The following is a 24,683-nucleotide window of genomic DNA, read 5'->3' on the forward strand; positions in this document are numbered from 1 at the left end:
TTATTCTTTGGATGCTATTAATATAATATCATCTACGGTAACCGGTTTGGAAATGTATCCTAATATTGCTTTAAAATTTTTTGATTTGGTTTTATCCTCAATTGCAATTGATGAACTTACAATATAAATACTGATTTCTTTAGTGATTAATTGTTGTATATTGGTTAATTCTTCTACAAATTCCCATCCATCCATTATTGGCATGTTGATGTCTAATAAGATAATGTCTGGTAAGGCCTCCTTTTTGTAAATTACTTCTACTAAAACATCAAACGCTTCTCTGCCATTTTTAAAAGTTTTTATAACTGAAAACATACCTGATCGATGAATTATTTTACTAGCAATTATTTGGTAAATAGGGTCATCGTCAACAATCCATATTATTTTATTTGTCATCGAATGAAAATTTTAAATGTTGTTCCTATGTTTGGTTCACTATTAACACTGATGCTTCCACCCATTGCATCTATTTGATTTTTTGTAATGAATAATCCAATCCCTTTAGATTCAGAATTTGAAGTAAAAGTTTTATACATCCCAAAAATTTTGTCTTCATTTTTAGCTAGATCAATGCCTATTCCGTTGTCTGAAATTAGTAAAAAGTTTAAATTGTTTTCCATTTGATAACTAATAGTTATGATTGTTTTTCGATCAGAATGTCTGTAACGAATAGAGTTTGAAATAATATTGAAAAGGATGCTCTCTAGATAGGCAGGGTTGTAATTTACTATAGTGTCAAGAGGAACTTGGTTGATAATTGAAATATCGTTTTTTGTAATCTGTTCTGAGAGTACATTTAATGCGGTAGATATGTACTCGTTTAAGTTTAAAGATTCAAGGAGTAAATCTATATTAGTTCTAATATTTATGACTTCGTTTAAGTGAAGCATTGTTTCTCCGAGTGAATTTGACACGGTTTTTAGTAACTGAAGCATTTCATTTTTTTCTTCTTCAGAATCTGTAGTTTCAAGAAAAGAAACTATAGAAGCAATGTTACTCGTATGAGATCTTAGATTGTGCGATACTATGTAGGAGAAATTTAATAAACGTTTATTTTGTTCGCTCACAATTTCAAATGAGGTATTAAGTTCATTTTCATATTCCTTACTTCGGGTTATATCGATCATGATTCCCCTTAGCATTGCTGGTTTTCCGCTGTCATATATAATGTTTATGATGTCCCTGAGCCAGACAGTTTTTCCGTCTTTTGCAATCATGCGGTATTCAAAATCGTGATCTAAGTTTTCTTCCACTTTTATTTTACAATAAGTCAGTACCCATTCTTTATCTTCATGATAAATATGTTTACTCCAAAAATGGGGGTCACTTATCCATTCGTCTGGTGTATATCCTAAAATATTAATTACTTTTTTACTGATAAAACCAAAATTAAAAGTAGTTGCATCACATTCCCACACAATTCCATCTATGGTATTTATTAATGATTCTACTCTTTGTTTGGTTTCAAGGATAATTCGTTCAGATGCTAATCTATTAGTAATGTCTTCGGTTGAAACAATGACGCGTTCAAATGTTTTTCTATACCCTTGAACGAGATTCCATCTCAGATTAATGTCACGATATTCACCCTTGACAGTTTTTATTTGAGTATCAATGATAAATTGTTTTTTACCTTGTGTAATTGCTACTAGATTATTTACAAAATCGTTTCGAGATTTTAGGCTAAACAGTTCGTTTTTATTTTGAATTAGTTCTTTGATATTTTTTACTTTATACAATTTCAAACATGCTTTGTTTGCGCTTAATACTTTAATTAAGGAATGGCATTCATCTGCATCTTGAGGGTTTTCTTCAAAATAATTTAAAACCGTTTCTGGTGTTTTATATATTAAATTTTTTTGTTCTAAGTATTTTTTTACCGCTGAAAAATCTTCTTCTCTTAATGGTAGTGGGCTGTCATCAAATAAACTTTTAAACCTTGTTTCACTTTTTTTAATTAACTTCTCTGTATTTTTTTTCAGGGTTATGTCTTCAACTATGGCAATTACATTTTGTTGATTTTTGTTTGTATCTAATAGTGGTGTTACGGTAAGATTTACCCAGATTATTTCTCCATTTTTTGTAAAATATCTCTTTTGCATGGTGTATTCACTAATACGCCCGTTTTTTAAATGATCAACATTTTTCATGTCTTTCTCTAAATCATCTGGATGCGTTACGGATTGAAATTTTTTAAGTTTCATTTCTTTTTGGGTATACCCCAGCATTTCGCAAAATTTGGTGTTGATTTCAAGAAAATTGCCTGTAATGGGATCAACACTCGCAATACCTAAAGCCGCTTGGTCAAAAATAGTTTTAAATTTAATTTCAGTATCTAATAGTTTATTAGCTTGAAGTTTAACTAGTGATTGTAGTTCGTTTGGTATTTTTAGTAATGTAGTTACTAGTAAGCCTAAGATAGCTGCAAAAATAAACCCTAATATACAAGGTATCAATATAGCAGAATATAGATGGGAATTGTTTTTTGAAATTAAATATAAATTCCAGTCACCATCGGCAATTTTTGCTGAAATATAGTATTTGTCTTTAAGACTCGTAGGGGTATTTAGATAAAAGGTTTCTGTTTTTTTATTGGAGTCAAATTTTGAAAATTGAAAGTAATACTTTGAATTATCTATATTTTTAATCCCAGAAATAACTAAGAAAGTATTGAGTTTTATAACTACTGCTGAAAATCCCCAGAACGTATTGTTTCTATAAATTGGGTAGCGACCTATAATACCTATGCCGCCTTGCTTTAATTGTAATGGTCCAGCAAAATAAATTTTTTTATCAGCTATAGATTTGAAAGCTTCTTTTTTTAAATATGGATTTGTTAATATATTAAGGTTTAAAGCGGGTCTATTTTCTGCAAATGGGTAAATATATTTTATCACACCATTAGGGACAATTTGAACTCCGTATATCGACTTGTTAGATTCAATCAAGCGTTTGCTTACATATTCAAAGTCTTTTGGAATTCCTTCGTCATTTAGTGTCAAAGCAAGTGTTAAAGTTGCGGTATAATAATTTTTAAGGGATTCTTCAATATTATGATGAACAACATTTAAAATATTATTCATTTCGCGTTGCTCAAGTTCTTTGACCAACTTATATTGTTGAAGACTAATTAAAATGGTAATGATACTTACAAATAAAAAAGATAAAACACCACTGGTTTTTGGCCTTACGATAAACCATCTTAAAAGCTTTATGTTTTTTCTCTTTAAAAGCATATATAATAATTAGGAATGTAAGTAATCATTAATAAGTTTATAAATATAACAAAAAATTATGAAATAGTTTTAAGTTAGTTAAAAAATATGTCTTTATAAACTTACCAAATATTTTAGAAATAGTGAAATCTTTATATTTAGAAATATTAATAATGAGAAAGAAATCTAGATGTTTCATATTTCAAAGAAAGATTCCTTGGTTAAACAAATAAATCCGACCTTTGTATTGTTATTTACACTAAGCAAATTATTATGGGCAGAAACAACGAGAAGAATATAAAAAAGCATAATGATAAGTTGCATAAAGCATAAGACAAAGCCAAACAGGCTGTTTTATTGCGAAAAGAAAAGCTTAAATTGATCACTAAGAAATTTAATGAGGATAAAACAACAGAACAATAAAGTGACATGGATAATACAAATAAATTTTTTGAATTAAAACAGGGAGTACAAGAAATAATAGATTGTATAGCTGCTAAGAAAATGCTTGACGCCAAAAATAAATTGGTAGTAGTTAGTGAAACCCTTGATGAGCTTCTTGATTTTTCTGATGAAGATGAGGATTTAGTAGAGATTAGTAAATATCAAGTTTTGCTGAATCAATTGCACCAAAAAATTAATAGTTCTCTTGAGCTTTAAATTTTAGGAGGTTAAATAATAATAATTTATGAGTACAGATAAATGTCATTGTGGAACTTTACAATCATTTGAAAAATGTTGTGGACCAATATTAAACAAGAGTGTAAAAGCTATTTCTGCCGAGGAGTTGATGCGATCTAGGTACAGCGCTTATGCCACTCATAATGCTGCTTATCTCGTAGCAACTACAGTGCCTCATGCAAGAGCATTGCATCCTTTTGATGATATTTTGCAGTGGGCAAAAAGCAATACGTGGCTTGGACTAGAAATAATTGAATCTACACCTACTATTGTGGAGTTTAAGGCCTATCATAAAGATGCTTATAATAAAATTCATATTCATCACGAACTTTCAACATTTGTAAATGATAATGGAGATTGGTTTTATGAAAATGGTGTTTTTTTAGATTAAAATGAAGTATCATTTTTAGACTAAACTCAAAAGTTTGTTCATAATTTTTAAACTAAAAGTTCATTTGTCAATAATTTTGGGGACTTTTCAGTCCATTGTCTAAATTTATTGTATAAATGGGTAAGTGAAAGTAAAATGTCAAGTTGTCAGCAATTTTTCCGCCATTTAGGAGCTAAACTGACATTTTTCATACTGACAGAATGTTGGCACAAAGATTGACTATTGCTTTTCGAGCCTTTAAATAAGTATAAAATAAAAATTAAATATAATAAAAATGGGTAAAATAATCGGAATTGATTTAGGTACTACCAACTCTTGTGTTTCTGTAATGGAAGGTAATGAAGCAGTTGTTATCCCTAATGCAGAAGGTAAAAGAACAACGCCATCTATCATCGCTTTTGTTGAAGGTGGAGAGATCAAAGTAGGAGATCCTGCTAAGAGACAAGCAGTAACTAATCCAACTAAGACTATTGCTTCTATCAAACGTTTTATGGGACAAGGTTTTGGTGAAGTTTCGGCTGAAGCAAAAAGAGTTCCTTACAGTGTAGTAAAAGGAGACAACAATACACCACGTGTGGATATTGATGGTCGTTTATACACTGCTCAAGAATTGTCAGCTATGACACTTCAAAAAATGAAAAAAACTGCTGAAGACTATTTAGGTCAAACAGTTACTGAGGCAGTTATTACTGTTCCTGCTTACTTTAATGATGCACAACGTCAAGCTACAAAAGAAGCTGGTGAAATTGCAGGTCTTAAAGTTATGCGTATCATTAATGAGCCTACTGCAGCTGCATTAGCTTACGGATTAGATAAAAAAGGTACTGATCAAAAAATTGCAGTTTATGATTTAGGTGGAGGTACATTTGATATTTCTGTTCTTGAATTAGGAGACGGAGTATTTGAAGTATTATCAACTAATGGTGATACTCACCTTGGTGGAGATGATTTTGACCAAACGATCATTGACTGGTTAGCTGATGAATTTTTATCAGAAGAAGGTGTTGATTTGCGTTTAGATCCAATGTCATTACAGCGTATTAAAGAAGCTGCTGAAAAAGCTAAAATTGAATTGTCTTCTTCTGCTGAGACTGAAATCAACTTGCCATACGTAACAGCTACTGCTTCTGGACCAAAACACTTAGTTAAAAAATTATCTAGAGCTAAATTTGAGCAATTATCTGATTCTTTAGTAAAACGTTCTATGGCTCCTGTAGCTAGAGCATTAAAAGATGCAGGTTTATCTGTTTCTGATATTGACGAAGTGATCCTTGTAGGAGGTTCTACTCGTATGCCAAGAATTGCTGACGAAGTAGAGAAATTCTTTGGTAAAAAAGCGTCTAAAGGAGTTAACCCTGATGAGGTTGTTGCAATTGGAGCAGCTATTCAAGGTGGAGTTCTTTCTGGAGATGTAAAAGATGTATTGTTACTTGACGTTACTCCTTTATCTTTAGGTATCGAAACTATGGGTGGTGTTATGACTACATTAATTGAAGCTAACACAACTATTCCAACTAAAAAATCACAAGTTTTCTCAACTGCTGCTGATTCTCAACCAACTGTTGAATTACACGTTCTTCAAGGAGCTAGAGCAATGGCTGCTGATAACAAAACTATCGGTCGTTTCAACTTAGACGGTATTCCACCAGCACCGAGAGGAGTTCCACAAATTGAAGTAACTTTTGACATTGATGCTAATGGTATCATCAAAGTATCTGCAACTGATAAAGGAACTGGTAAATCTCACGATATTCGTATCGAAGCTTCTTCTGGATTAACTTCTGAAGAAATCGAAAGAATGAAACAAGATGCTGAAGCTAACGCTGAATCTGATAAAGTTTTAAGAGCGAAAGCGGAGAAAATTAATGAAGCTGATTCTATGATTTTCCAAACAGAAACTCAATTGAAAGAATTAGGTTCTAAATTAGCTGATGATCATAAAGTAGCAGTAGAATATGCATTAACTGAATTGAGAATGGCTCACCAGTCTCAAGATGTTCCTGCAATTCAAACAGCTCTTGATAACATCAATGCAGCTTGGAAAACAGCTACTGAGGCTATGTATGCTCAAGGTGAACAACCACAAGGAGAGCAACCACAAGGTGAAGCTACTCAAGGAGACAACGTAGAAGACGTAGAATTTGAAGAAGTAAAATAATTTTTATACCATATTATAAATGGAAATCAATTTAGATATCATTTCAAATTGATTTAAAATTATCCTGATATTAAAACCGAGTAAGCAATTACTCGGTTTTTTTGTTTTATAGAGTGTTGGTTTTTTCTTCACTTGACATATTAGCGATGACTGCTGCATGCGGAAAAGTAATGGCAGCTAAGAATGAGAAAAAAAGTGCATTAAAAAACTGCTCGTCTTTACAAATAAAAAACAAAACGGCTATACCTATGATGGAAACGAACCAATAGATAAAAGCAGCTCTGCAGTAGGCTTTAAAGTGTGTTATACTGAATGAACCATTTAAAAAGATTACTTGGTCAATTATAGATGGAATACTATGCCATATTACAAAATATAAAGCAAATCCCCAGATTAAACTAGAAGCCTTAAAAAGTATTGCAAATAGAATTAAAAAGAAGATTTCTAGAGCAATTTTACCTCTTAAGGATTCAATTTTACAGAACAAGTAACAAATAAAAAGTCCAAATAGTAAAGCCGTGATTTGTAAAGCTATAGTGAATGCAACTAAAGGAACCGTTACGTGTGTAATTTTATGTACAATATCTTGAACCTGGTTGCTGTGAAAATAGAATAAAAGTAACAGTAAAACTAAACCGTATAAAAACTGAAACATAATACAAACCAAATTATTGAGTTTGGTTTTAACACTATGCCATTGCTGTTCGCCAAAATGGTATGCACTAACTAAAATAAATAGAAGTAAGGCAACTTGAGGTAAAGTATAGAATAATAAAACACCCACAAGTACAACTGTAACATAATATAGAAGTGTCTTATTTTGAGAATTCTTTTTTTGGGCAGGATTTATATGCTGAATTAAAAGAATATCATTGGCACCATGCAAAATTCCAAAAGTAAATATTAAGAAAAAACCCAGAATTATTTGAAATTGACTTGTAAGATACGAATCTATCCATAGTCCGAAAAAGCTTGCTACAATTACGATATTTGAATAATTTTTCATAAATTTTAATTATTGTCTAAAAATAGTTAAAAAAAAATTAAAAAAAATTATTTTATACGTTTAACTTTTATTATATTTGGTTAAACAAAATATTAAAAACTATTTTTATGACAAATTTTATGTTTATTTCAGGACTAGTTGGAAAAATGCTACCAACAGATTATGTAGGATTTACTTTTTTTGTAGGCTGTATGGCTATGATGGCCGCATCAGCTTTTTTCTTCTTATCACTGAGCCAGTTTGATAAAAAATGGCGTACATCAGTTTTAGTTTCAGGTTTAATTACTTTCATTGCAGCAGTGCATTATTTTTACATGAGAGATTATTGGGCTTCATTTGGTGAATCACCAACATTCTTTCGTTATGTTGACTGGGTATTAACAGTGCCATTAATGTGTTTAGAGTTTTACTTAATTTTAAAGGTAGCTGGAGCAAAACAATCTTTATTATGGAAAATGATTATCTACTCTGTAATTATGTTAGTTACGGGTTATTTTGGAGAAGTTGTTGCACCAGATAGCGCTGCTTTTTGGGGTGCAGTTTCAGGAGTAGCATATTTTGCTATTGTGTATGAAATTTGGTTTGGTGAAGCATCAAAACTTGCTGCGGCAGCTGGAGTTGAAGTACAAAAAGCACACAAAATTTTATGTTGGTTCGTACTTGTAGGTTGGTCTATTTATCCATTAGGATACATGATGGGTACTACAGGTTGGTACAACGGAATTATACCAGAAGGTAACATTGATGTAGCTTACAATATTGCTGATGCAATAAATAAAATTGGTTTTGGTTTGGTTATTTATAACCTAGCTGTGAAATCTTCAAAAGATTAATTCCATTTTTTTATATTTAATTGTAGTAAACCGAGCTAGAAATAGCTCGGTTTTTTGTGTTTAAAAGTTTTAATTGTTTAATTTATTAGGTAAAATTATTAAACAAATTATATTTTCGCGTGATGCTTTCATTTATGCTGTTTTAACAAAAAGAGCTCTTTTATACAATTGTGGTTTTAATAATTCATTTTTTAGTTTGTATTTCACTTTTCAATACATATCATATTGAAATCATTTTTAAAGAAAATTTTCAATTGTAATTGGGTTCTGAATGTGATATCCTATAGATAAGAATATCCTATCGATGGTAATTTTGTCTGTTTAAGAAAACTAAAATCATATTTTGATATCTTGATGACGGATTTTTTTTTGGGTTAATTTAAGTTCTCTCAATAGTTTTAATTAAGGATGCTGTAAAGCCCAAAAAAAAGCCCAAAAGTATTTTAGAGATACAATTGGGCTTATTTTATTTATGAGTTAAATTGATGCTTTGTGAGCATGTTTATGTCATATTAAATCTGAAAAGGGAAACAATATTTGTAATAGTTTCCCTTTGATATTTATTGTTTTGGATTTAAAGCATCGCTAATACGAGCAATTAAATCTTGAACATGGTATTTACTTATTTTGTCAGTCATTTTTAAAGATGACATTTTTAATTCGTTTTTAAGAGCATTTAATTGTCCTCTTGCAATAGATGGTAAATCTGTTTGTGCAAGGTTTACTCTTCTTGAATTAAATCCATAAGTAACTCCCACAGGTACAGATCTTACGGTTGTTGTCCCTGGTTTTAACAATTCAATCATTTTGTCAACATATATTTTTTGAATATTTCTTCTAAAAATATCTATTGAGCTACTTGTTTTTAATTCAGAGAAAATGCCCTTGTTTAAGTCAGTTAACAATTCATCTACACTATAGTTGTCTTTACTTGCTGTAGCGCTTTCCATAAGTCGTACCATGCGATCACCAGTCATTAAACTAGATAAGGTAGCATCTTGCATAGATTTAACAGCTTCAACGCCACTATCAGGATTTATTTTAGAAAGAACGTTTTGATCTAATAGCCATTTTGGAGTATTGAATAACTGGGTATTAAGGAATAAAACAGCATCTTTTTGAATGCTTTTAGGAACTACTTGAAATTGATTTCCTGACATGTCATACGTTTTAGGGTTGTCATAAATACCACCCACGTTTTTAGTAACGTGTCCCATGTATCTTCTAAACTGTCCAGTAAGAGCTCCGTAAAGTTCATCTAATTCAGCGTAGCTTTCACCATCTTCTTTAGACCATTCTATTAAATTTGGTAAAATTCTTTTTAAGTTTTTAATACCATATTCTGACGCTCTCATGGCATTATCTCCAATATCTTCTGTTTGATATCTTGGGTCATAAGGACTTGATTCAGTTCCAAACCATAAACGATTGTTTTTGTAGGCTTCTTTAGTCATATCGTTCAAAACTGTTTTTTCTTGTGCTTCAGTTTTGCTGTCTTCAAAATAAGAATAACCCCATTTTATTGCCCATTTATCATAATCACCAATTCTTGGGAACAAATGTTTTACACCATCTTCTGGTTGAGCAACATAATTAAAACGAGCATAATCCATGATTGATGATGTATGTCCATTTTTTTCTTGGTATGCTGCATCTCTCAATTTTTCTACAGGAGTTGCTGAGCTAGCTCCCATATTATGACGCAATCCTAAAGTATGACCTACTTCATGTGATGAAACAAATCGGATTAATTCTCCCATTAATTTATCATCAAATTTTTTAGCTCTAGCAGCTGGATCAACAGCAGCAGTTTGAATTAAATACCAGTTACGCAATAAACTCATGATATTATGGTACCAGCCTATGTGGCTTTCTAGAATTTCTCCACTTCTAGGATCGTGTACATTTGGTCCATAAGCATTTTGAATGTCGGCAGCAAAATAGCGAAGTACCGAAAAACGAGCGTCCTCTAAACTCATAGTAGGATCGTTTTCTGGCCAATATTCTCCACGAATTGCATTTTTCCATCCAGCAGCTTCAAAAGCTACTTGCCAGTCATCAATACCTTGTTTGATAAATTTTTTCCATTTTTCAGGAGTTGCAGGATCAATGTAGTATACTATAGGTTTTAATGGCTCAATTAATTCACCATTTTTTTGTTTTTGAGCATCTTCGGAAGATTTTGGCTCTAAACGCCATCTTACTGCAAATACTTTATTCTCTGCTTTTTGTGATTCTTCTTCAAAAACACTGTATTCATTTGCAAAATAACCTACACGAGCATCAAAAACTCTTTTACGCATAGGTTTTTTTGGTAACAAAATCATAGAAGTATTCATCTCTACGGTAACTACACCTGCATCTAGTGCTGATGGAAGGTTCACACCAATTTGTGGAGTAGGAGTAAGATTAATTCTAGGTGGTACTGTTGTAAATGTTTTTACAGTTCTAATTTCAGTATTAATTGGGAAACTACTTATTTTAGAAATATAAGATCTGTCTTTTTGAAAAGCTTGAATGTTTAACAACTGTTTTTTGATAGGATCAAGTGAAAAAGTTTGTACATCAGCATCAAAAGTAGTAGTCAAATCAAGAACATATCCTGTAATTTTTCCAGCTTCATCCTTTTTGTAGGCCAGGATGTCAAAGTTCCCAATTATAGGATCAGATGTTGAATTTTTTACGGCTTGTGCCATTGGTTTATCCTCATCTGGTGACATAATTACGTAGGTAATTGATCGTAAAAGAATGTTGTTGTTCATTCCTTTTTCAAAACGTACTACTTGTCTGTTAATTTCTTCACCACCAAAAATTCCTCCACCAGCAGGTGTTTTAGAATATCTTGTGATGGTCATAATTTCGCTACCAAGTAAGCTATCCGGAATTTCGAATAAGTACTTATTATCTGTTTTATGAACATCAATTAATCCTTTTTGGGTTACAGCAGTGGAGTCTATAACTTTTTTATAAGGTTTAGGTTCTTTTTTAGCCTCTGCTGGTTTAGCTACTGGTTGAGCAACTGCTGTCTTGTCATCTTTTTTCTTTTTCTTGCTTTGAGCAAATGACTCAGGAGCGGCAAAAAGTGCGACACACGCAATAATTAGGGTTAGTTTTTTTTTGAGCATGTAATTCTACATATTATGGTTAAAAATTAGTTTTATGTAAATAAATAGAGCGCATTCACATTTATTTATCTTTAATTACCAAATCTATTGATATATTTTGAAGAATTTACTTTTTTAAAATTTCAAATTTTAATAATTAACATAAATTAACACTCGTTTTATTTTTCTCTTTTGAACTTTTTCATGCTAGTTTTTTTTAATTCTCACTACTTTTGTTTTAAGTTCGACCAGTAGGAATTTTAGCGTTACAACTACTTGACGATCGGTAGTGTTATAGAAGACTTTTACACAGATACAATGAGGAAAATAAAATATAAAAAAGGCAGGAAATTATTGCCTTATAATCTTGAATATACTGGTATTCACAAGGACATGCAGTCAGAAATGCAATTGTTTGTTTATAATGATATTGATTTTATTGAATATATTGATTTTAAAGTAGACCAATTAGATCAGTTAGTTGATTTTTCTAAAACAAACTGGCTCAACATTCACGGACTTAATAATGTAGATTGGTTGCAAGCCATAGGGAAACATTTTAGTATTGATAATTTTATTTTAGCCGATGTTTTAAACACGGTACGAAGAACAAAATTTGAAGAATCACATGATTTTTTATTTTTCAATATTAAATCGCTTTTACCTCTTGAGAATTCAGAGAACATTAGTATTGAACAAATTAGTTTTTTGTTAAAAGATGGAATTCTAATTTCGTTTCAGGAAAAACGAAGTGATTTTTTTTCACATATTAGAGAAAGAATTAGAACCCATTCAGGTCTTGTACGGGTAAAAGGCCCTGATTACTTATTGTATATATTACTAGACGCCATAATTGAAAATTTTTACATTACGCTAGAAAGCGAGGAGGATAAAGTAGAAGAGCTTATAAATCTAACTAAAGAAAATCCCGATCCAATAATTTTAGAGCGAATAGAGAAACATCGTGACAATTTGAATGTATTGAAACGCGCTATTATTCCGCTTCGAGATTCCTTGTACGATATTAAAAGCATAAAAGATGATTCTATTTTTAATGTAGTTGAGACAGATACTTTTAGTTTTTTTGCTCGATTGCATCAAAAGTGCTTAGAACTTTTAGAGCAAATTGATTCGGATATGGACTCCTTGGAGAGTGCTTCTAATTTCTTTTTTTCGGCTCAAACGCATAAGATGAACGAAATCATGAAAACACTTACAATCGTGTCTGCTATATTCATTCCGCTTACATTTATTGTAGGTGTATATGGAATGAATTTTGAAAACCTGCCAGAATTGAAATTTAAATACGGCTATCAAACCGTAATGGGTTTCATGTTTTTAATAGTAATTGGAATGATTATTTATTTTAAAAAAAGACGTTGGTTTTAATACTGTTTAATAACTTTAGTTTTCCTTTTGATAATTAAAAAAAAATAAAAATGAACAAAGCCATATACATCGCAACCAGCGAACAAAATAGCGGAAAATCGATTGTTACCCTTGGACTTATGAGCATGCTTATAGGTAAAACAGCCAAAGTAGGTTATTTTAGGCCCATCATTGAGGATATCGAGGAAGGAGGTTTTGACAATCATATTGAAACTGTTTTAGGTCATTTTGGTCTTGATATCGCTTTTGAAGATGCCTTTGCTATTACTAAAAGTAAATTAATCAAGAAAAAAAATAAAGGAAAAATAGGGGAGGTCCTCGATTTAATTATCGAAAAATATAAAAAACTAGAAGAACGTTTTGATTTTATTTTAGTAGAAGGAACGGGTTTTAGTGGTGAAGGAACCGTTATTGAGCTCGATATGAATGTGCTGATTGCTAAAAATCTTGGAATTCCTACCATCATTGTAGGATCTGGAGTAGGGAAAACTCTGGAAGAATTATTAGACAGTTTGTACCTAGCCTATGATTCTTTCAAGGTGAAAGACGTAGAAGTTCTTGCCGTAATTGCCAATAAAGTACAACCTGAAAATATAACATTAGTTACGAATGGATTATTAAAAACCTTGCCTAATACTGTGATGGTGAGTAGTATTCCTATGATTCATCATTTAAATAATCCTACGGTGCAAGAAATTGTCAAAGAGCTGGGTGCAAAAGTACTTTTTGGAGAGGCTCACTTGAACAATCAAACAGGAAACTTTAGTGTAGGAGCTATGCAATTGAGGAATTATTTATTACATCTCAAAGAAAACAGTCTTGTTATTACTCCAGGAGACAGAGCTGATATAATCCTAGGGGCTTTACAAGCCAATGAATCGGTCAACTATCCTACCATCTCTGGTATTGTATTAACTGGAAACATTCTGCCAGAAATAAGTATTTTAAAGTTAATTGAAGGACTCTCAACCGTAGTGCCGATCATTGCCGTAGAAGAAGGAACGTATTATATTACGAATAAAATAGGCGGAATTAAATCTAAAATTTACGCCAACAACAAGCAAAAAATTGAAATTTCGATCGCTACTTTTGAGAAGTATATGGATGTTGATACGTTATCCGAGAAACTAATAACGTTTGAAGCCGACGGAATGACTCCTAAAATGTTTCAGTATAACTTGGTAAAAAGAGCCAGACAACATCGCAAACATATTGTATTGCCAGAGGGAAATGATGATCGAATCTTGGCTGCAGCGTCCCGCTTACTAGAAATGGATGTAGTTGATATTTCTATCATTGGAAACAAAAAACAAATAGAAAATAAAATTATTGAGTTGGGTCTAAATTTTGATTTTTCGAAAATTAAAATAATTAATCCCATTGAATCAGAACATTATGAGGATTATGTAAATACTTATTTTGAGTTGCGAAAAGCCAAAAATGTAACACTTGGTATGGCTAAAGATTTGATGGAAGATGTTTCGTATTTTGGTACCATGATGGTCTACAAAGGTCACGCTGACGGAATGGTTTCTGGAGCTGCACATACTACACAGCATACCATTTTGCCGGCCTTACAGTTTATTAAAACAAAACCCAATTCTTCTGTTGTTTCATCTATATTTTTTATGTGTTTAGAGGACCGTGTTTCGGTTTTTGGGGATTGTGCCATTAATCCTAATCCTACTGCAGAACAACTCGCTGAAATAGCCATTTCATCTGCTGATTCGAGTTTGGCTTTTGGAATTGATCCCAAAATTGCCATGCTTTCTTATTCTTCTGGATCTTCAGGTAAAGGGGATGAAGTAGATAAGGTTCGAGCCGCTACCGAAATTGTTCGCCAAAAACGTCCTGATTTAAAAATTGAAGGTCCCATTCAATATGATGCCGCTGTGGATATGACCGTTGGGAAAAGCAAATTGCCTAATTCTGAAGTGGCAGGTCAAGCCAGTGTGCTTATTTTTCCAGATTTAAATACAGGAAATAACACGTATAAAGCAGTTCAAAGAGAAACAGGTGCGCTAGCCATTGGTCCGATGTTACAAGGATTGAATAAACCGGTAAATGATTTAAGTAGGGGTTGTACCATTGATGATATCATAAATACAGTTGTAATTACAGCAATTCAAGCACAAGGATTGTAGTTTTAATTTAAAGATTGAAGTATTAAAAGATTAAAAAATTAATCAGATAATATTTCAATTTTTTAATCTTTTAATAAAATTTAAATGAAAACACTTATTATAAACTCAGGAAGTTCTTCTATAAAATACCAAATGATTAACATGCCAGCAAACGAGGTTATTTGCTCAGGGATGATTGATAGAATAGGCTTAGAAACTTCCAATTTATCATACGTAACGAATACTACTAAATTAGAAGAAACACTCTCAATTCCCAATCATAAAATCGGCTTAGAGAAAATTGCTCAGCTTTTAATGAATCCTACTATTGGTGTTATTCAAAGTACTGATGAGGTTAAAGCGGTAGGCCATCGGGTGGTGCATGGTGGGAATGATTTTTCGAATACGGTACTTATTAATGATGCTGTCAAAGATAAAATAAGACAATTATTTGAGTTGGCTCCCTTGCATAATCCTGCTAATCTTGAAGGAATAATTGTTGCCGAAGAAATTTTTACAGCAGCACAACAAGTAGCTGTTTTTGACACTGCTTTTCATCAAAGTATTCCCGTTGTGGCGCATCAATATGCAATACCAAAGTATCTTTTAACCGAGAATAAAATTAGGGTATACGGTTTTCACGGCACGAGTCACAAATATGTTTCAGAGAACGCCATTCAATATTTAAAACAAAATTCGGTTACCTCTAGTTCTAAAATTATAACCATTCATTTAGGTAATGGTTGCAGCATGACCGCTATTAAAGACGGAAAAAGTATGGATCACACGCTGGGTTTTGGTCCCATGAACGGATTGATTATGGGTACACGAAGTGGAGATGTGGATCAATCCGTGATTTTTTATTTGGTGAATACTTTAGGCTATTCACTAGATGCTGTAAATACCATGCTACAAAAACAAAGTGGTATGTTAGGTCTTACGGGTTACAGTGATTTAAGGGATATTGAAGCCAATGCTGAAAACGGAAATGTTGATTGCCAATTGGCTTTGGCCATGAATGCCTACCGTATCAAGAAATACATAGGTTCTTATGCAGCGGTTTTAAACGGATTAGATGCTATTGTGTTTACCGCTGGAATAGGTGAAAATTCATCATACATCCGCAAGTTAGTGTGCACCGATATGGAGTATTTCGGTATCGCTTTGGATGCATCCAAAAATGAAATTCGATCCAAAGAAATTCGAGAAATTAATACCGCTGATTCACCAACAAAAATTTTAGTGGTTCCTACAAATGAAGAAGTAGAAATTGCCAAACAAGTATTTGAATTGCTGACTAGTTAGATATTGAGTTTTTAAGTTACCAATCCTAAACAGTATACAAATTAATGACTCAAAATAATTGATGAAATATTTAATAGTTATTGCAGCTTTTTTTCTAATAAATAGTTGCGTGTTTGCCCAAAAATCTTACGAAGATAAAATAGGCTATTCGAAATTGAAATCAGATTTAGATTTTTTTTGTAACATACGTAAGAAAGCAAATTCGGGTTTATACAAATACAGAACAGTAAAGCAAATTGATAGTATAGAAAAAAAAGCTTACTCAAAGCTTTCTGATCAAACCACCTTAAGAGAGTTTTTTAATATTATAAGTGATTTAGCAGATTATGAAGGGAGCGTCCATAATGATGTTTCGTTTTCAGAAAAAATCGTAAAACAGATAGTAGCAGACTCTGTATATTTTCCAGTTCCTATAAAAGTATTAAACGGGAAAATAGTTGTAAATAGTACAGAAAGTAGTATACCACTAGGAGCGGAAATAGTTTCTGTAAACGGAATAAATGCTCTAGAAATATTGAAATTGAATTCTATTTATTATACAACAGATGGTTACAGTAATGTAGCTAAAACATTTGCTCAAGATGGTGGTTTTTCAGCTTATTTATTTTTTTCGTTAGGTAAAAAGTCAGAATATAAAGTGTTTTACCAGATGAATTCTATTGCTGGAATTAAAGAAGGTGTAATTAAACCAGTAACCCGTAAAGTATTTTCAGAGCATTATAAAAAGAGACATTCCATAATTTTAGATAGTATTTATACTAGTAAAACGCAACTTCCATACAGTTTTGAAATCATAAATCAAAACACTGTCAAACTGAATATACGCTCATTTGCAATAGGGGATAACTCAAAAGATCTTAAACATTTGCAATTTGTAAAATTTTTAGATAGTTGCTTTAATACTATGAAGAGTAATGTAAATATCAAAAATTTAATTGTTGATGTGAGAAATAATGGAGGTGGAAGTGATCCTAACGATGTAGTTGCATTTTCTTATTTAGCCAAAAATCCTTTTAAAGAAAACACAAAGGCATTTTCTAATTTCGTAAGAATTCCAAGTTGGAAAAATGTTGACTATCAAGCGTTCTTCTTGAAACGAATTATTGCAAAATGGATTTATCAAAAAGAATTAAGAGAAGAATTTTCTGTAGCAAAAGATAATGTTTTTTATCAAGGAAATAGTAATGATAATACTTTTAGAGATCCGAACAAAAACGCTTTTAATGGTCAGATATATTTATTGGTCAATCCAAAAGTAGCATCTGCAGCGAGTTTATTTGCCTCTTTAGTTGCAGGAAATACCAATGCGATTGTTATCGGACAAGAAACAAGTGGTGGTTATTACGGACACAATGGACACACGCCGATCACATATATTTTACCAAATAGTAAAATTAAATATGGGTTTTCAATTGTTAATTTAACCCAAGACGTTCAAGTGAAAGAAAAGCAACCTTTTGGCAGAGGTGTAATTCCTGATTATAATATCGAGCAAACGTATGTTGATTTTTTAAACAATACAGATACTCAAATGGAATTTTTGTTAAAATTGATTAATGCGGAAAACAAGTAAATTTGACAAGATGATTTAAAAAGATACCTTTTTTAATGAGGTGATATCAAAATCTCCAATGATTTAAAATACTTTAATTTTTTTTCCAAATATTTATCACTAAAATACATATGTTTTAAGACCAACAATAAACAGTAGAGCAACCAATTAATCCGTTATTTCAATGAAAAAAATCATATTCTTTTTTACACTATTGGTACTTGAGTTTGGCTATGCTCAAAGTATTCAATCCCCATCGGGAGAAATAGCCGTAAATTTTAAGCTAGCTCCTAATGGTCAACCCAGCTATTCTGTAAATTACAAAAATAAGCTGGCGATTTTAGAAAGTGCTTTAGGTATCAAATTAAAAGAGAAACCAGCTTTAGATGCTAATTTTGATATTCTGGATTCAAAAACTTCCAGCTTTAATGAATCTTGGAAAACGGTTTTAGGAGAGCAGTCGAGTATTAAAAATCAATATAATGAACTTACTCTTTCGCTCCTTAATAAGGAAACGAAGGTAAAAATGAATATCATTTTTAGAGTTTTTGATGAAGGTGTCGCTTTTAGATATGATTTCCCAAAACAAGCGGCGCTGAATTATTTCATCATTTCTGATGAGGTTACCCAATTTAATCTTACCGAAAACAATAAAGTTTTTTGGATTCCAGGTGATTTTGACAGCAATGAATACGAATACAACGAAACGAAATTTTCTGAAATTGATAATTCCAAAATCAATTTGAACAACGGTATTGGAGTAAAATCCATTCCAGGGAAATATATGGTTCAAACACCTTTGATGATGAAAGCACCATCAGGTTTTTATCTCAACATTTTTGAAGCGGCTGTGGTCAATTATCCAGTAATGCACTTGAATGCTGATGTGACCAATTATAAATTAAAAGCCGAATTAGTTCCAAATGCCATTGGTGACAAAGCCTACTTGCAAACGCCTTGTGTTTCGCCTTGGAGAACCATCATGATTAGTGATGATGCCAGAGATATTGTGGCTTCCAAAATGATTTTAAACCTGAATGAACCTTCAAAAATTGAGGACACTTCTTGGATAAAACCCATGAAATATGTTGGAATTTGGTGGGAAATGCACGTAGGGAAATCTACTTGGGATTATGCAGGTTCTCAAAATGCCACTAATTTTGCGGATGCGCCAAAAGCCTCAGGGAAACACGGAGCCACTACCGAAAATACGAAACGTTACATTGATTTTGCTGCTAAAAATGGTTTTGATGGCGTTCTTGTTGAGGGTTGGAATGTAGGTTGGGAAGATTGGAATGGCAACTGGAAAGAGGAAGTTTTTGACTTTACAACGCCATATCCAGATTTTGATATCGCAGCACTTTCGGCTTACGCAAAAGAAAAAAATGTCAAAATGATCATGCATCATGAAACATCGGGTTCTGTCAGTAATTATGAAAGACACTTGGATCGCGCTTTTGATTTGATGAAAAAATACGATTATCCAGTAGTAAAATCGGGTTATGTAGGTAAAATTATTCCGCGTGGTGAATTTCATGACGGGCAATCCATGGTAAACCATTTTAATTTCGTTGCAAAGCGCGCTGCCGATAACAAGATTATGGTAAACTCTCATGAATCGTCAAGACCAACTGGTTTTGGAAGAACGTATCCGAACTATATCGCTGCCGAAGCGGCTCGTGGAAATGAATTCAATGCTTGGAGCGCAGGAAACCCACCTGCACACGAAACTATTTTGCCATTTACCAGACTATTAGGAGGACCTATGGATTATACGCCAGGAATATTCGAAATCAAGATGAGTTATTACGATAAAAATAAAACGGAGCAGGTTCACACCACTTTAGCCAAACAACTTGCTTTGTACGTAACCATGTATTCTCCGTTACAAATGGCTGCTGATTTATTAGAAAATTACGAAAAATATCCGGATGCTTTTCAGTTTATCAAAGATGTTGAAACAGATTGGGATAATAGTATTTATTTAGAGGCGGAACCTGGAGATTACGTAACGGTAGCTAGAAAAACCAAAGGAAAGGAAACGTGGTTTTTAGGAGCCATCACGGATGAAAATGCAAGAACTTCAGAAGTGAAATTGGATTTTCTTACTCCAAGTAAAAAGTACAAAGCAACTGTATATGCCGATGCAGCGAATGCAGACTGGAAAAACAATCCAATTGCCTATCAAGTAAAAACAATGACGGTCACTAGTAAATCAAAACTAAAATTAATCTTGGCAGCGGGCGGAGGTACAGCTGTTAGTTTTGAGCCATTAGAAAAATAGTTGCAATAGATGCGATCAAATAATGGAATTAGTTACTAGTTAATTGCAATCATGCCATGTATTATAATGAAAGACTACTTTATTTTACGTTTTAGAATGTTTAACAGACAGTTAACCGAGTGGGGAATAGAACCAATAATAGGTTATCTGGTAGGTTTTTGTGTATTTGTATTTTCATCAAATAAATTATTTGAAAAAACGCAATATGCTGACTATATCTTTATGGTAATTTCTTTAGGTGTGATAGTAAGTTTATATGAAATACGTAAAGATGAATTTTTAAAGCTTCATTTCTCAAGAGTTGAATATTTCAAAATAAGAATCCTCGAAAACTTAATTATTTCTAGTGCATTCATAATTTTTTTATGTTATCAAGAAAAATATTTTAACGCTGTTATTCTTCTTATTACAGTTTGTTTTTTTTCGCTAATGAGTTTTAAAACCAAAGCTAATTTTGCGTTTCCAACTCCTTTTTACAAATATCCATTTGAGTTTGCTGTTGGTTTTAGAACAAATTATTACATCTTCATATTCGCATATTTTTTGACATTTATGGCTATTAGTGTGCATAATTTTAATTTAGGAATTTTTTCACTCATTGTGGTTATGTTATCCTGTTTAAACTATTACACAACTACTGAAGATAAATTTTATGTTTGGATTTTTTCTAAGTCTCCAAAAGATTTTATCAGATACAAGTTCAAGATCATTTTACTTTATGCAACAATTTTATGTTTGCCAATAATTATAGGTTTATCAGTGTTCTTCTATTCTGATATTGAAATAATTTTAGTTTTTCAATTTTTAGGATACCTGTTTATCTTAACAGCTATGTTAGCAAAGTACTCCATTTTCCCAGATAAATTAAATATCAGATATGGAATTGTATTTGGACTAACTTTATGGCTTCCACCATTGTTATTGTTTATTATTCCCTATTTATACATGCAGTCACTTAAAAAATTAAAAGAGATATTATAATGATTAGTATTGAAAATTTGTCAAAATCATACGGATCTAAAATAGTTTTAGAAAACATTAATTTAAATTTTTTGAAAGGCAAAGTGTATGGAATAGTCGGAGAAAATGGGGCAGGAAAAACAACCTTATTTAACTGTATTGCTGGATTAGAAAAGCATGAAGGAATAGTGAAATATGAATTTGGAGTGCTAAAAAATTACTTAGGATATTTACAAACAGAACCGTACTTTTTTCCAAAAATAACCGGAAATGAGTACATTAAGTTATTATGCAATGCTAGAAATATTTCGATTACTGATTTGGGTGAAAGAAATATTTTTGAATTACCACTACATGAATATGCTGTTAAATATTCAACAGGAATGAAAAAAAAACTGGCGTTAACTGCTTTATTATTGCAAGAAAACAAAGTAATTATTTTAGACGAACCCTTTAACGGGGTTGATATTCAAAGTAATATAATCATAATCGAAATAATTCAAAAACTCAAAGAAATGGGGAAATCAATTATTATATCGTCTCATATTTTCTCGACTTTAAGTGATACTTGCGATGAAATAATGCTTTTAAAAAATGGAAGTATTAGTAAAAGCGTTTTGAAAGAAGAATTTAGCATTTTAGAAAATGAGATGAAAGTATTTACAATTGGTAATAAAATGGAGCGATTGAATTTAAAATAATCATCTTCTGAGGTTTTGTTAAATGCGAATTATAAAATTGATGCATGAGAAATATCTATGAATTCGATATCCCACTGTTCCAATGAAAATTATTAAAAAAAATACATGAATAATTACTAAACAAATAATTGTAAAACAACTTAAAATTTAATTTTAAATTACTCTTATATTATTCGTTTGGAATTACGAAATTGCAACAAAAACCAAAACCTAAATTATAAATAAGAATTCTTAGAAAGTCTAAATTCACTATGAAAAAATCAATTGTTGTTGCGTCACTTTTTATGGCTACGTGTAGCCTCTTTGCACAATCAAAAGAAGAACAAACCTTAAAAGACATATACAAATCATCCCTAACTAATGCCAAATGTTACCCTTGGTTGGATCACTTGTCAAATGCTATTGGATCCCGATTATCAGGTTCAGCAGGAGCTGAGAAAGCAGTTTTATATACTAAAGCGCAATTAGAAACATTAGGATTAGATAAAGTGTACCTTCAAGAAGTAATGGTGCCAAAATGGGTAAGAGGTGAAAAAGAAATAGGCTATTTACAACTTGGGAAACAAAAAATAAGTTTTCCAATTTGTGCCTTGGGAGGTTCATTAGCAACTCCAAAAAAAGGACTGCAAGCCACCGTTATTGAGGTGAAAAGCTTAGAAGAGCTTGCAACACTTGGCGAAGCGAAAGTAAAAGGAAAAATTATTTTTTTTAATAGACCCATGAATCCTGAGTTTGTAGAGACTTTTAAAGCATACAGTGGTTGTGTAGACCAAAGATCATCTGGTGCTAGAGAGGCTGGAAAGCTGGGTGCTTTGGCAGTAATTGTGAGATCTATGAACTTACGTTTAGACGATTTACCGCATACCGGCGCTACTAATTACGGAGATATTGCCAAGGAACAACGAATCCCTGCTGCTGCAATAAGTACAAACGGAGCCGAACTTTTAAGTAAAAGTTTAAAAACCAATCCGAATGCTAGTTTTTATTTGAAACAATCCTGTGAAACTTTTGATGATGTGCTGTCCTATAATGTGGTAGGCGAGATGACAGGTACAGAACATCCAGAGCAAATTATGGTTGTAGGTGGGCATCTTGATTCTTGGGATCTTGGAGACGGTTCTCATGACGATGGTGCAGGTTGTGTGCAAAGTATGGAAGTATTGAATATCTTCAAAAATATTGGATATAAACCAAAACATACCTTGCGAGTAGTTTTATTTATGAACGAAGAAAACGGTGTTAAAGGCGGTAAGGAATATGAAATTCAATCTAGTAAAAACAAGGAAAATCATATTTTTGCTTTAGAAAGTGATTCGGGTGGATTTTCTCCAAGAGGTTTCTCAATTGATGCCGATGAGGTTAACTTTAATCAGATAAAAAGTTGGGGATCTTTATTTGAACCTTTTTTAATACATAAGTTCGTCAAAGGTCATTCTGGTGTTGACATAGGTCCATTGCAATCAAAACACATTGTAAAAGTAGGGTTACAGCCAGATTCACAACGTTATTTTGACCATCATCATGCGTCGAATGATACTTTTGATGCAGTTCATAAAAGAGAATTAGAACTAGGAGCTGCCGCTATGGCTTCACTGGTATATTTGATGGATCAAAACGGAATAGCTAAATAAATACAATCTTTGTGAAGGCGCCCATTTATTTTTTCAATATTTGAATGAAATTATAAATGTGGCGCCTTCATTAATTTTACTTTCTGCTGCAATTCTTTCCTCTAAATAAGTTATTGAATTGTAAACTAGAGAAAATCCTGTTTTATTACCATCTTGAAGATCTGCTGTTTTGTAAAACTACCAATTGGTCTTGAATATATTTTCTCTTCTTGAGCACCTAATCATTTTGAAAACTGCATGATTTATTCTTTTGAAATAGACATCAAAACCAGTCATACCTATGAGATCAGCTGAGACATCACAATGATAGTTGCTGCTTGTAGAGACTTCATTTATATTTTAGCCCCTTAATAGTTCGGAGTGATATTTTAAATTTCAAATAGTACATTTGATATATGAAATACAAGAAATGGAGTTTAGAAGAAAAGCTAGAAATCCTATCCTTTTCAGAAGAATTAGGAGTTGTTGAAACGTGCCGTAAATACAGCGTTAGCACTGGCACTTTGTATAGCTGGAAGAAGAAACACGAGAAGCAGGGAGAAGCTGGTTTAAAAGTAACTTATGACACTAGTAGTAAAGAGCTAAAGCAAGCTGAGGAAGAAAACAGAATTCTACGCAAATTATTAGCTAACAAGGAAATCGAATTAGAAATTGGGCGTGAACTTTTAAAAAAAAAGTTTGGGACATCCGATCCAAGAAAGATTTAGTAGATAGTATTTATAGTAAACATAAGATTAGTAAAACCAAAATTATTACTATAGTAGGAATGGTTCAAAGTAGTTATTACCGAAGACCAAGCTCAAATAAAAAAGGTATTAAACCTAGTGAATTTACTTTTAATAAATCTAAAGGATATGTAAGTCAAGACGCGGTTATTAAATCGATTAAAGGCATTTTAAGTAATGAGTTTATTGACTGCGGTTACCGTTTAATGACTTCGTATTTACAACGAGAGGGTTATTTAATTAATCATAAAAAGTTGTACCGAATTATGAGAGAAGAGGGTTTGTTGAAACTAGAAAACAGAATAAAAAGGAGTGGTTCTGGTCGTAAATTTGTAAAGTATAGAAAAGTAAACACCACTAAACCTTTTGAATGTTTAGAAATGGATATTAAGATGGTTTGGATCCCAAACGTAGGTAAAAATGCTTATTTACTATCCATAATAGACGTTCATACTCGCAGAATATTAAAAGATTTTTTCTCTTTTTCTATAAAACAAGACAAAGTAATCGCTTTTCTTTCAGATTTATTTTTGGAATACCAATACCCTGAAAGTGTTGTGATAAGAAGTGATAATGGAAGTCAGTTTATTGCCAAAAGTGTTCGAGAATACCTTGGACTCATAGG

At 32.1% G+C, this 24,683-nt stretch carries 18 protein-coding genes; 14 read left to right on the top strand and 4 right to left on the bottom strand.

The features are described from left to right. The gene (locus FJV36_RS07905) at positions 1 to 396 is read right to left on the bottom strand and encodes a response regulator (RefSeq protein WP_158728553.1); all 396 of its coding nucleotides are present in this window, start codon (positions 394 to 396) and stop codon (positions 1 to 3) included. Continuing rightward, entirely contained in the window at positions 393 to 3,236 is a 2,844-nt protein-coding gene (locus tag FJV36_RS07910; protein WP_158728554.1) for a PAS domain S-box protein, read from the bottom strand. Before FJV36_RS07910 ends, FJV36_RS07905 begins: the two co-directional genes overlap by 4 nt. A gap of 408 nt (positions 3,237 to 3,644) precedes the next feature. On the opposite strand from FJV36_RS07910, the gene FJV36_RS07915 reads away from it, so the two are divergent. The 3 genes from FJV36_RS07915 (at position 3,645) to dnaK (ending at position 6,445) form a co-directional block, all read left to right on the top strand. After that, positions 3,645 to 3,875: a hypothetical protein gene (locus FJV36_RS07915; RefSeq protein ID WP_158728555.1), complete on the top strand. Its 231-nt coding sequence runs from the start codon at positions 3,645 to 3,647 to the stop codon at positions 3,873 to 3,875. A gap of 28 nt (positions 3,876 to 3,903) precedes the next feature. Beyond that, on the top strand, positions 3,904 to 4,287 hold the full coding sequence (locus FJV36_RS07920) for a YchJ family protein (RefSeq protein WP_158728556.1): 384 nt from the start codon (positions 3,904 to 3,906) through the stop codon (positions 4,285 to 4,287). Positions 4,288 to 4,561: 274 nt separating this feature from the next. After that, complete coding sequence (gene dnaK / locus FJV36_RS07925) at positions 4,562 to 6,445, top strand: molecular chaperone DnaK (protein ID WP_086455184.1); 1,884 nt, start codon at positions 4,562 to 4,564, stop codon at positions 6,443 to 6,445. Positions 6,446 to 6,551: 106 nt separating this feature from the next. Here dnaK and FJV36_RS07930 read toward each other — a convergent pair whose 3' ends face one another. Continuing rightward, entirely contained in the window at positions 6,552 to 7,451 is a 900-nt protein-coding gene (locus FJV36_RS07930; protein ID WP_158728557.1) for a Brp/Blh family beta-carotene 15,15'-dioxygenase, read from the bottom strand. A gap of 107 nt (positions 7,452 to 7,558) precedes the next feature. On the opposite strand from FJV36_RS07930, the gene FJV36_RS07935 reads away from it, so the two are divergent. After that, positions 7,559 to 8,284: a bacteriorhodopsin-like gene (locus FJV36_RS07935; RefSeq protein WP_086455186.1), complete on the top strand. Its 726-nt coding sequence runs from the start codon at positions 7,559 to 7,561 to the stop codon at positions 8,282 to 8,284. A 560-nt stretch (positions 8,285 to 8,844) separates the two neighbouring features. Here FJV36_RS07935 and FJV36_RS07940 read toward each other — a convergent pair. After that, positions 8,845 to 11,409, bottom strand: coding sequence for a zinc-dependent metalloprotease (locus FJV36_RS07940; protein WP_158728558.1), 2,565 nt, complete (start codon positions 11,407 to 11,409; stop codon positions 8,845 to 8,847). A 297-nt stretch (positions 11,410 to 11,706) separates the two neighbouring features. On the opposite strand from FJV36_RS07940, the gene corA reads away from it, so the two are divergent. From corA to FJV36_RS07990, 10 genes are all read left to right on the top strand, one after another. Further along, positions 11,707 to 12,777 (top strand): magnesium/cobalt transporter CorA, encoded by a 1,071-nt coding sequence (gene corA, locus FJV36_RS07945; RefSeq protein WP_158728559.1) that lies wholly within the window; start codon positions 11,707 to 11,709, stop codon positions 12,775 to 12,777. Between the two features lie 50 nt (positions 12,778 to 12,827). Continuing rightward, positions 12,828 to 14,921, top strand: coding sequence for a phosphate acetyltransferase (pta, locus tag FJV36_RS07950; protein ID WP_158728560.1), 2,094 nt, complete (start codon positions 12,828 to 12,830; stop codon positions 14,919 to 14,921). A gap of 84 nt (positions 14,922 to 15,005) precedes the next feature. Beyond that, a complete protein-coding gene (locus tag FJV36_RS07955; protein ID WP_158728561.1) occupies positions 15,006 to 16,205 on the top strand; it encodes an acetate/propionate family kinase in 1,200 nt (399 codons plus the stop codon). A 61-nt stretch (positions 16,206 to 16,266) separates the two neighbouring features. Continuing rightward, the gene (locus tag FJV36_RS07960; RefSeq protein ID WP_158728562.1) at positions 16,267 to 17,778 is read left to right on the top strand and encodes a S41 family peptidase; all 1,512 of its coding nucleotides are present in this window, start codon (positions 16,267 to 16,269) and stop codon (positions 17,776 to 17,778) included. Between the two features lie 163 nt (positions 17,779 to 17,941). Further along, a complete protein-coding gene (locus FJV36_RS07965; RefSeq protein ID WP_158728563.1) occupies positions 17,942 to 20,041 on the top strand; it encodes a glycoside hydrolase family 97 protein in 2,100 nt (699 codons plus the stop codon). Between the two features lie 66 nt (positions 20,042 to 20,107). Then, the gene (locus tag FJV36_RS07970) at positions 20,108 to 21,022 is read left to right on the top strand and encodes an ABC transporter permease (RefSeq protein WP_158980986.1); all 915 of its coding nucleotides are present in this window, start codon (positions 20,108 to 20,110) and stop codon (positions 21,020 to 21,022) included. Next, positions 21,022 to 21,702 (top strand): ATP-binding cassette domain-containing protein, encoded by a 681-nt coding sequence (locus FJV36_RS07975; RefSeq protein ID WP_158728565.1) that lies wholly within the window; start codon positions 21,022 to 21,024, stop codon positions 21,700 to 21,702. The genes FJV36_RS07970 and FJV36_RS07975 overlap by 1 nt, the downstream gene beginning before the upstream one ends. Positions 21,703 to 21,953: 251 nt before the next feature. Further along, entirely contained in the window at positions 21,954 to 23,333 is a 1,380-nt protein-coding gene (locus tag FJV36_RS07980) for a M28 family peptidase (protein WP_158728566.1), read from the top strand. Between the two features lie 395 nt (positions 23,334 to 23,728). Continuing rightward, positions 23,729 to 24,040 (top strand): transposase, encoded by a 312-nt coding sequence (locus tag FJV36_RS07985; protein ID WP_158727651.1) that lies wholly within the window; start codon positions 23,729 to 23,731, stop codon positions 24,038 to 24,040. Between the two features lie 59 nt (positions 24,041 to 24,099). Continuing rightward, on the top strand, positions 24,100 to 24,683 hold a 584-nt coding region (locus FJV36_RS07990), incomplete at its 3' end, for a DDE-type integrase/transposase/recombinase (protein WP_233264940.1).

The organism is Flavobacterium sp. I-STPP5a, assembly GCF_009764685.1.
In the GTDB taxonomy this organism is placed as follows: domain Bacteria; phylum Bacteroidota; class Bacteroidia; order Flavobacteriales; family Flavobacteriaceae; genus Flavobacterium.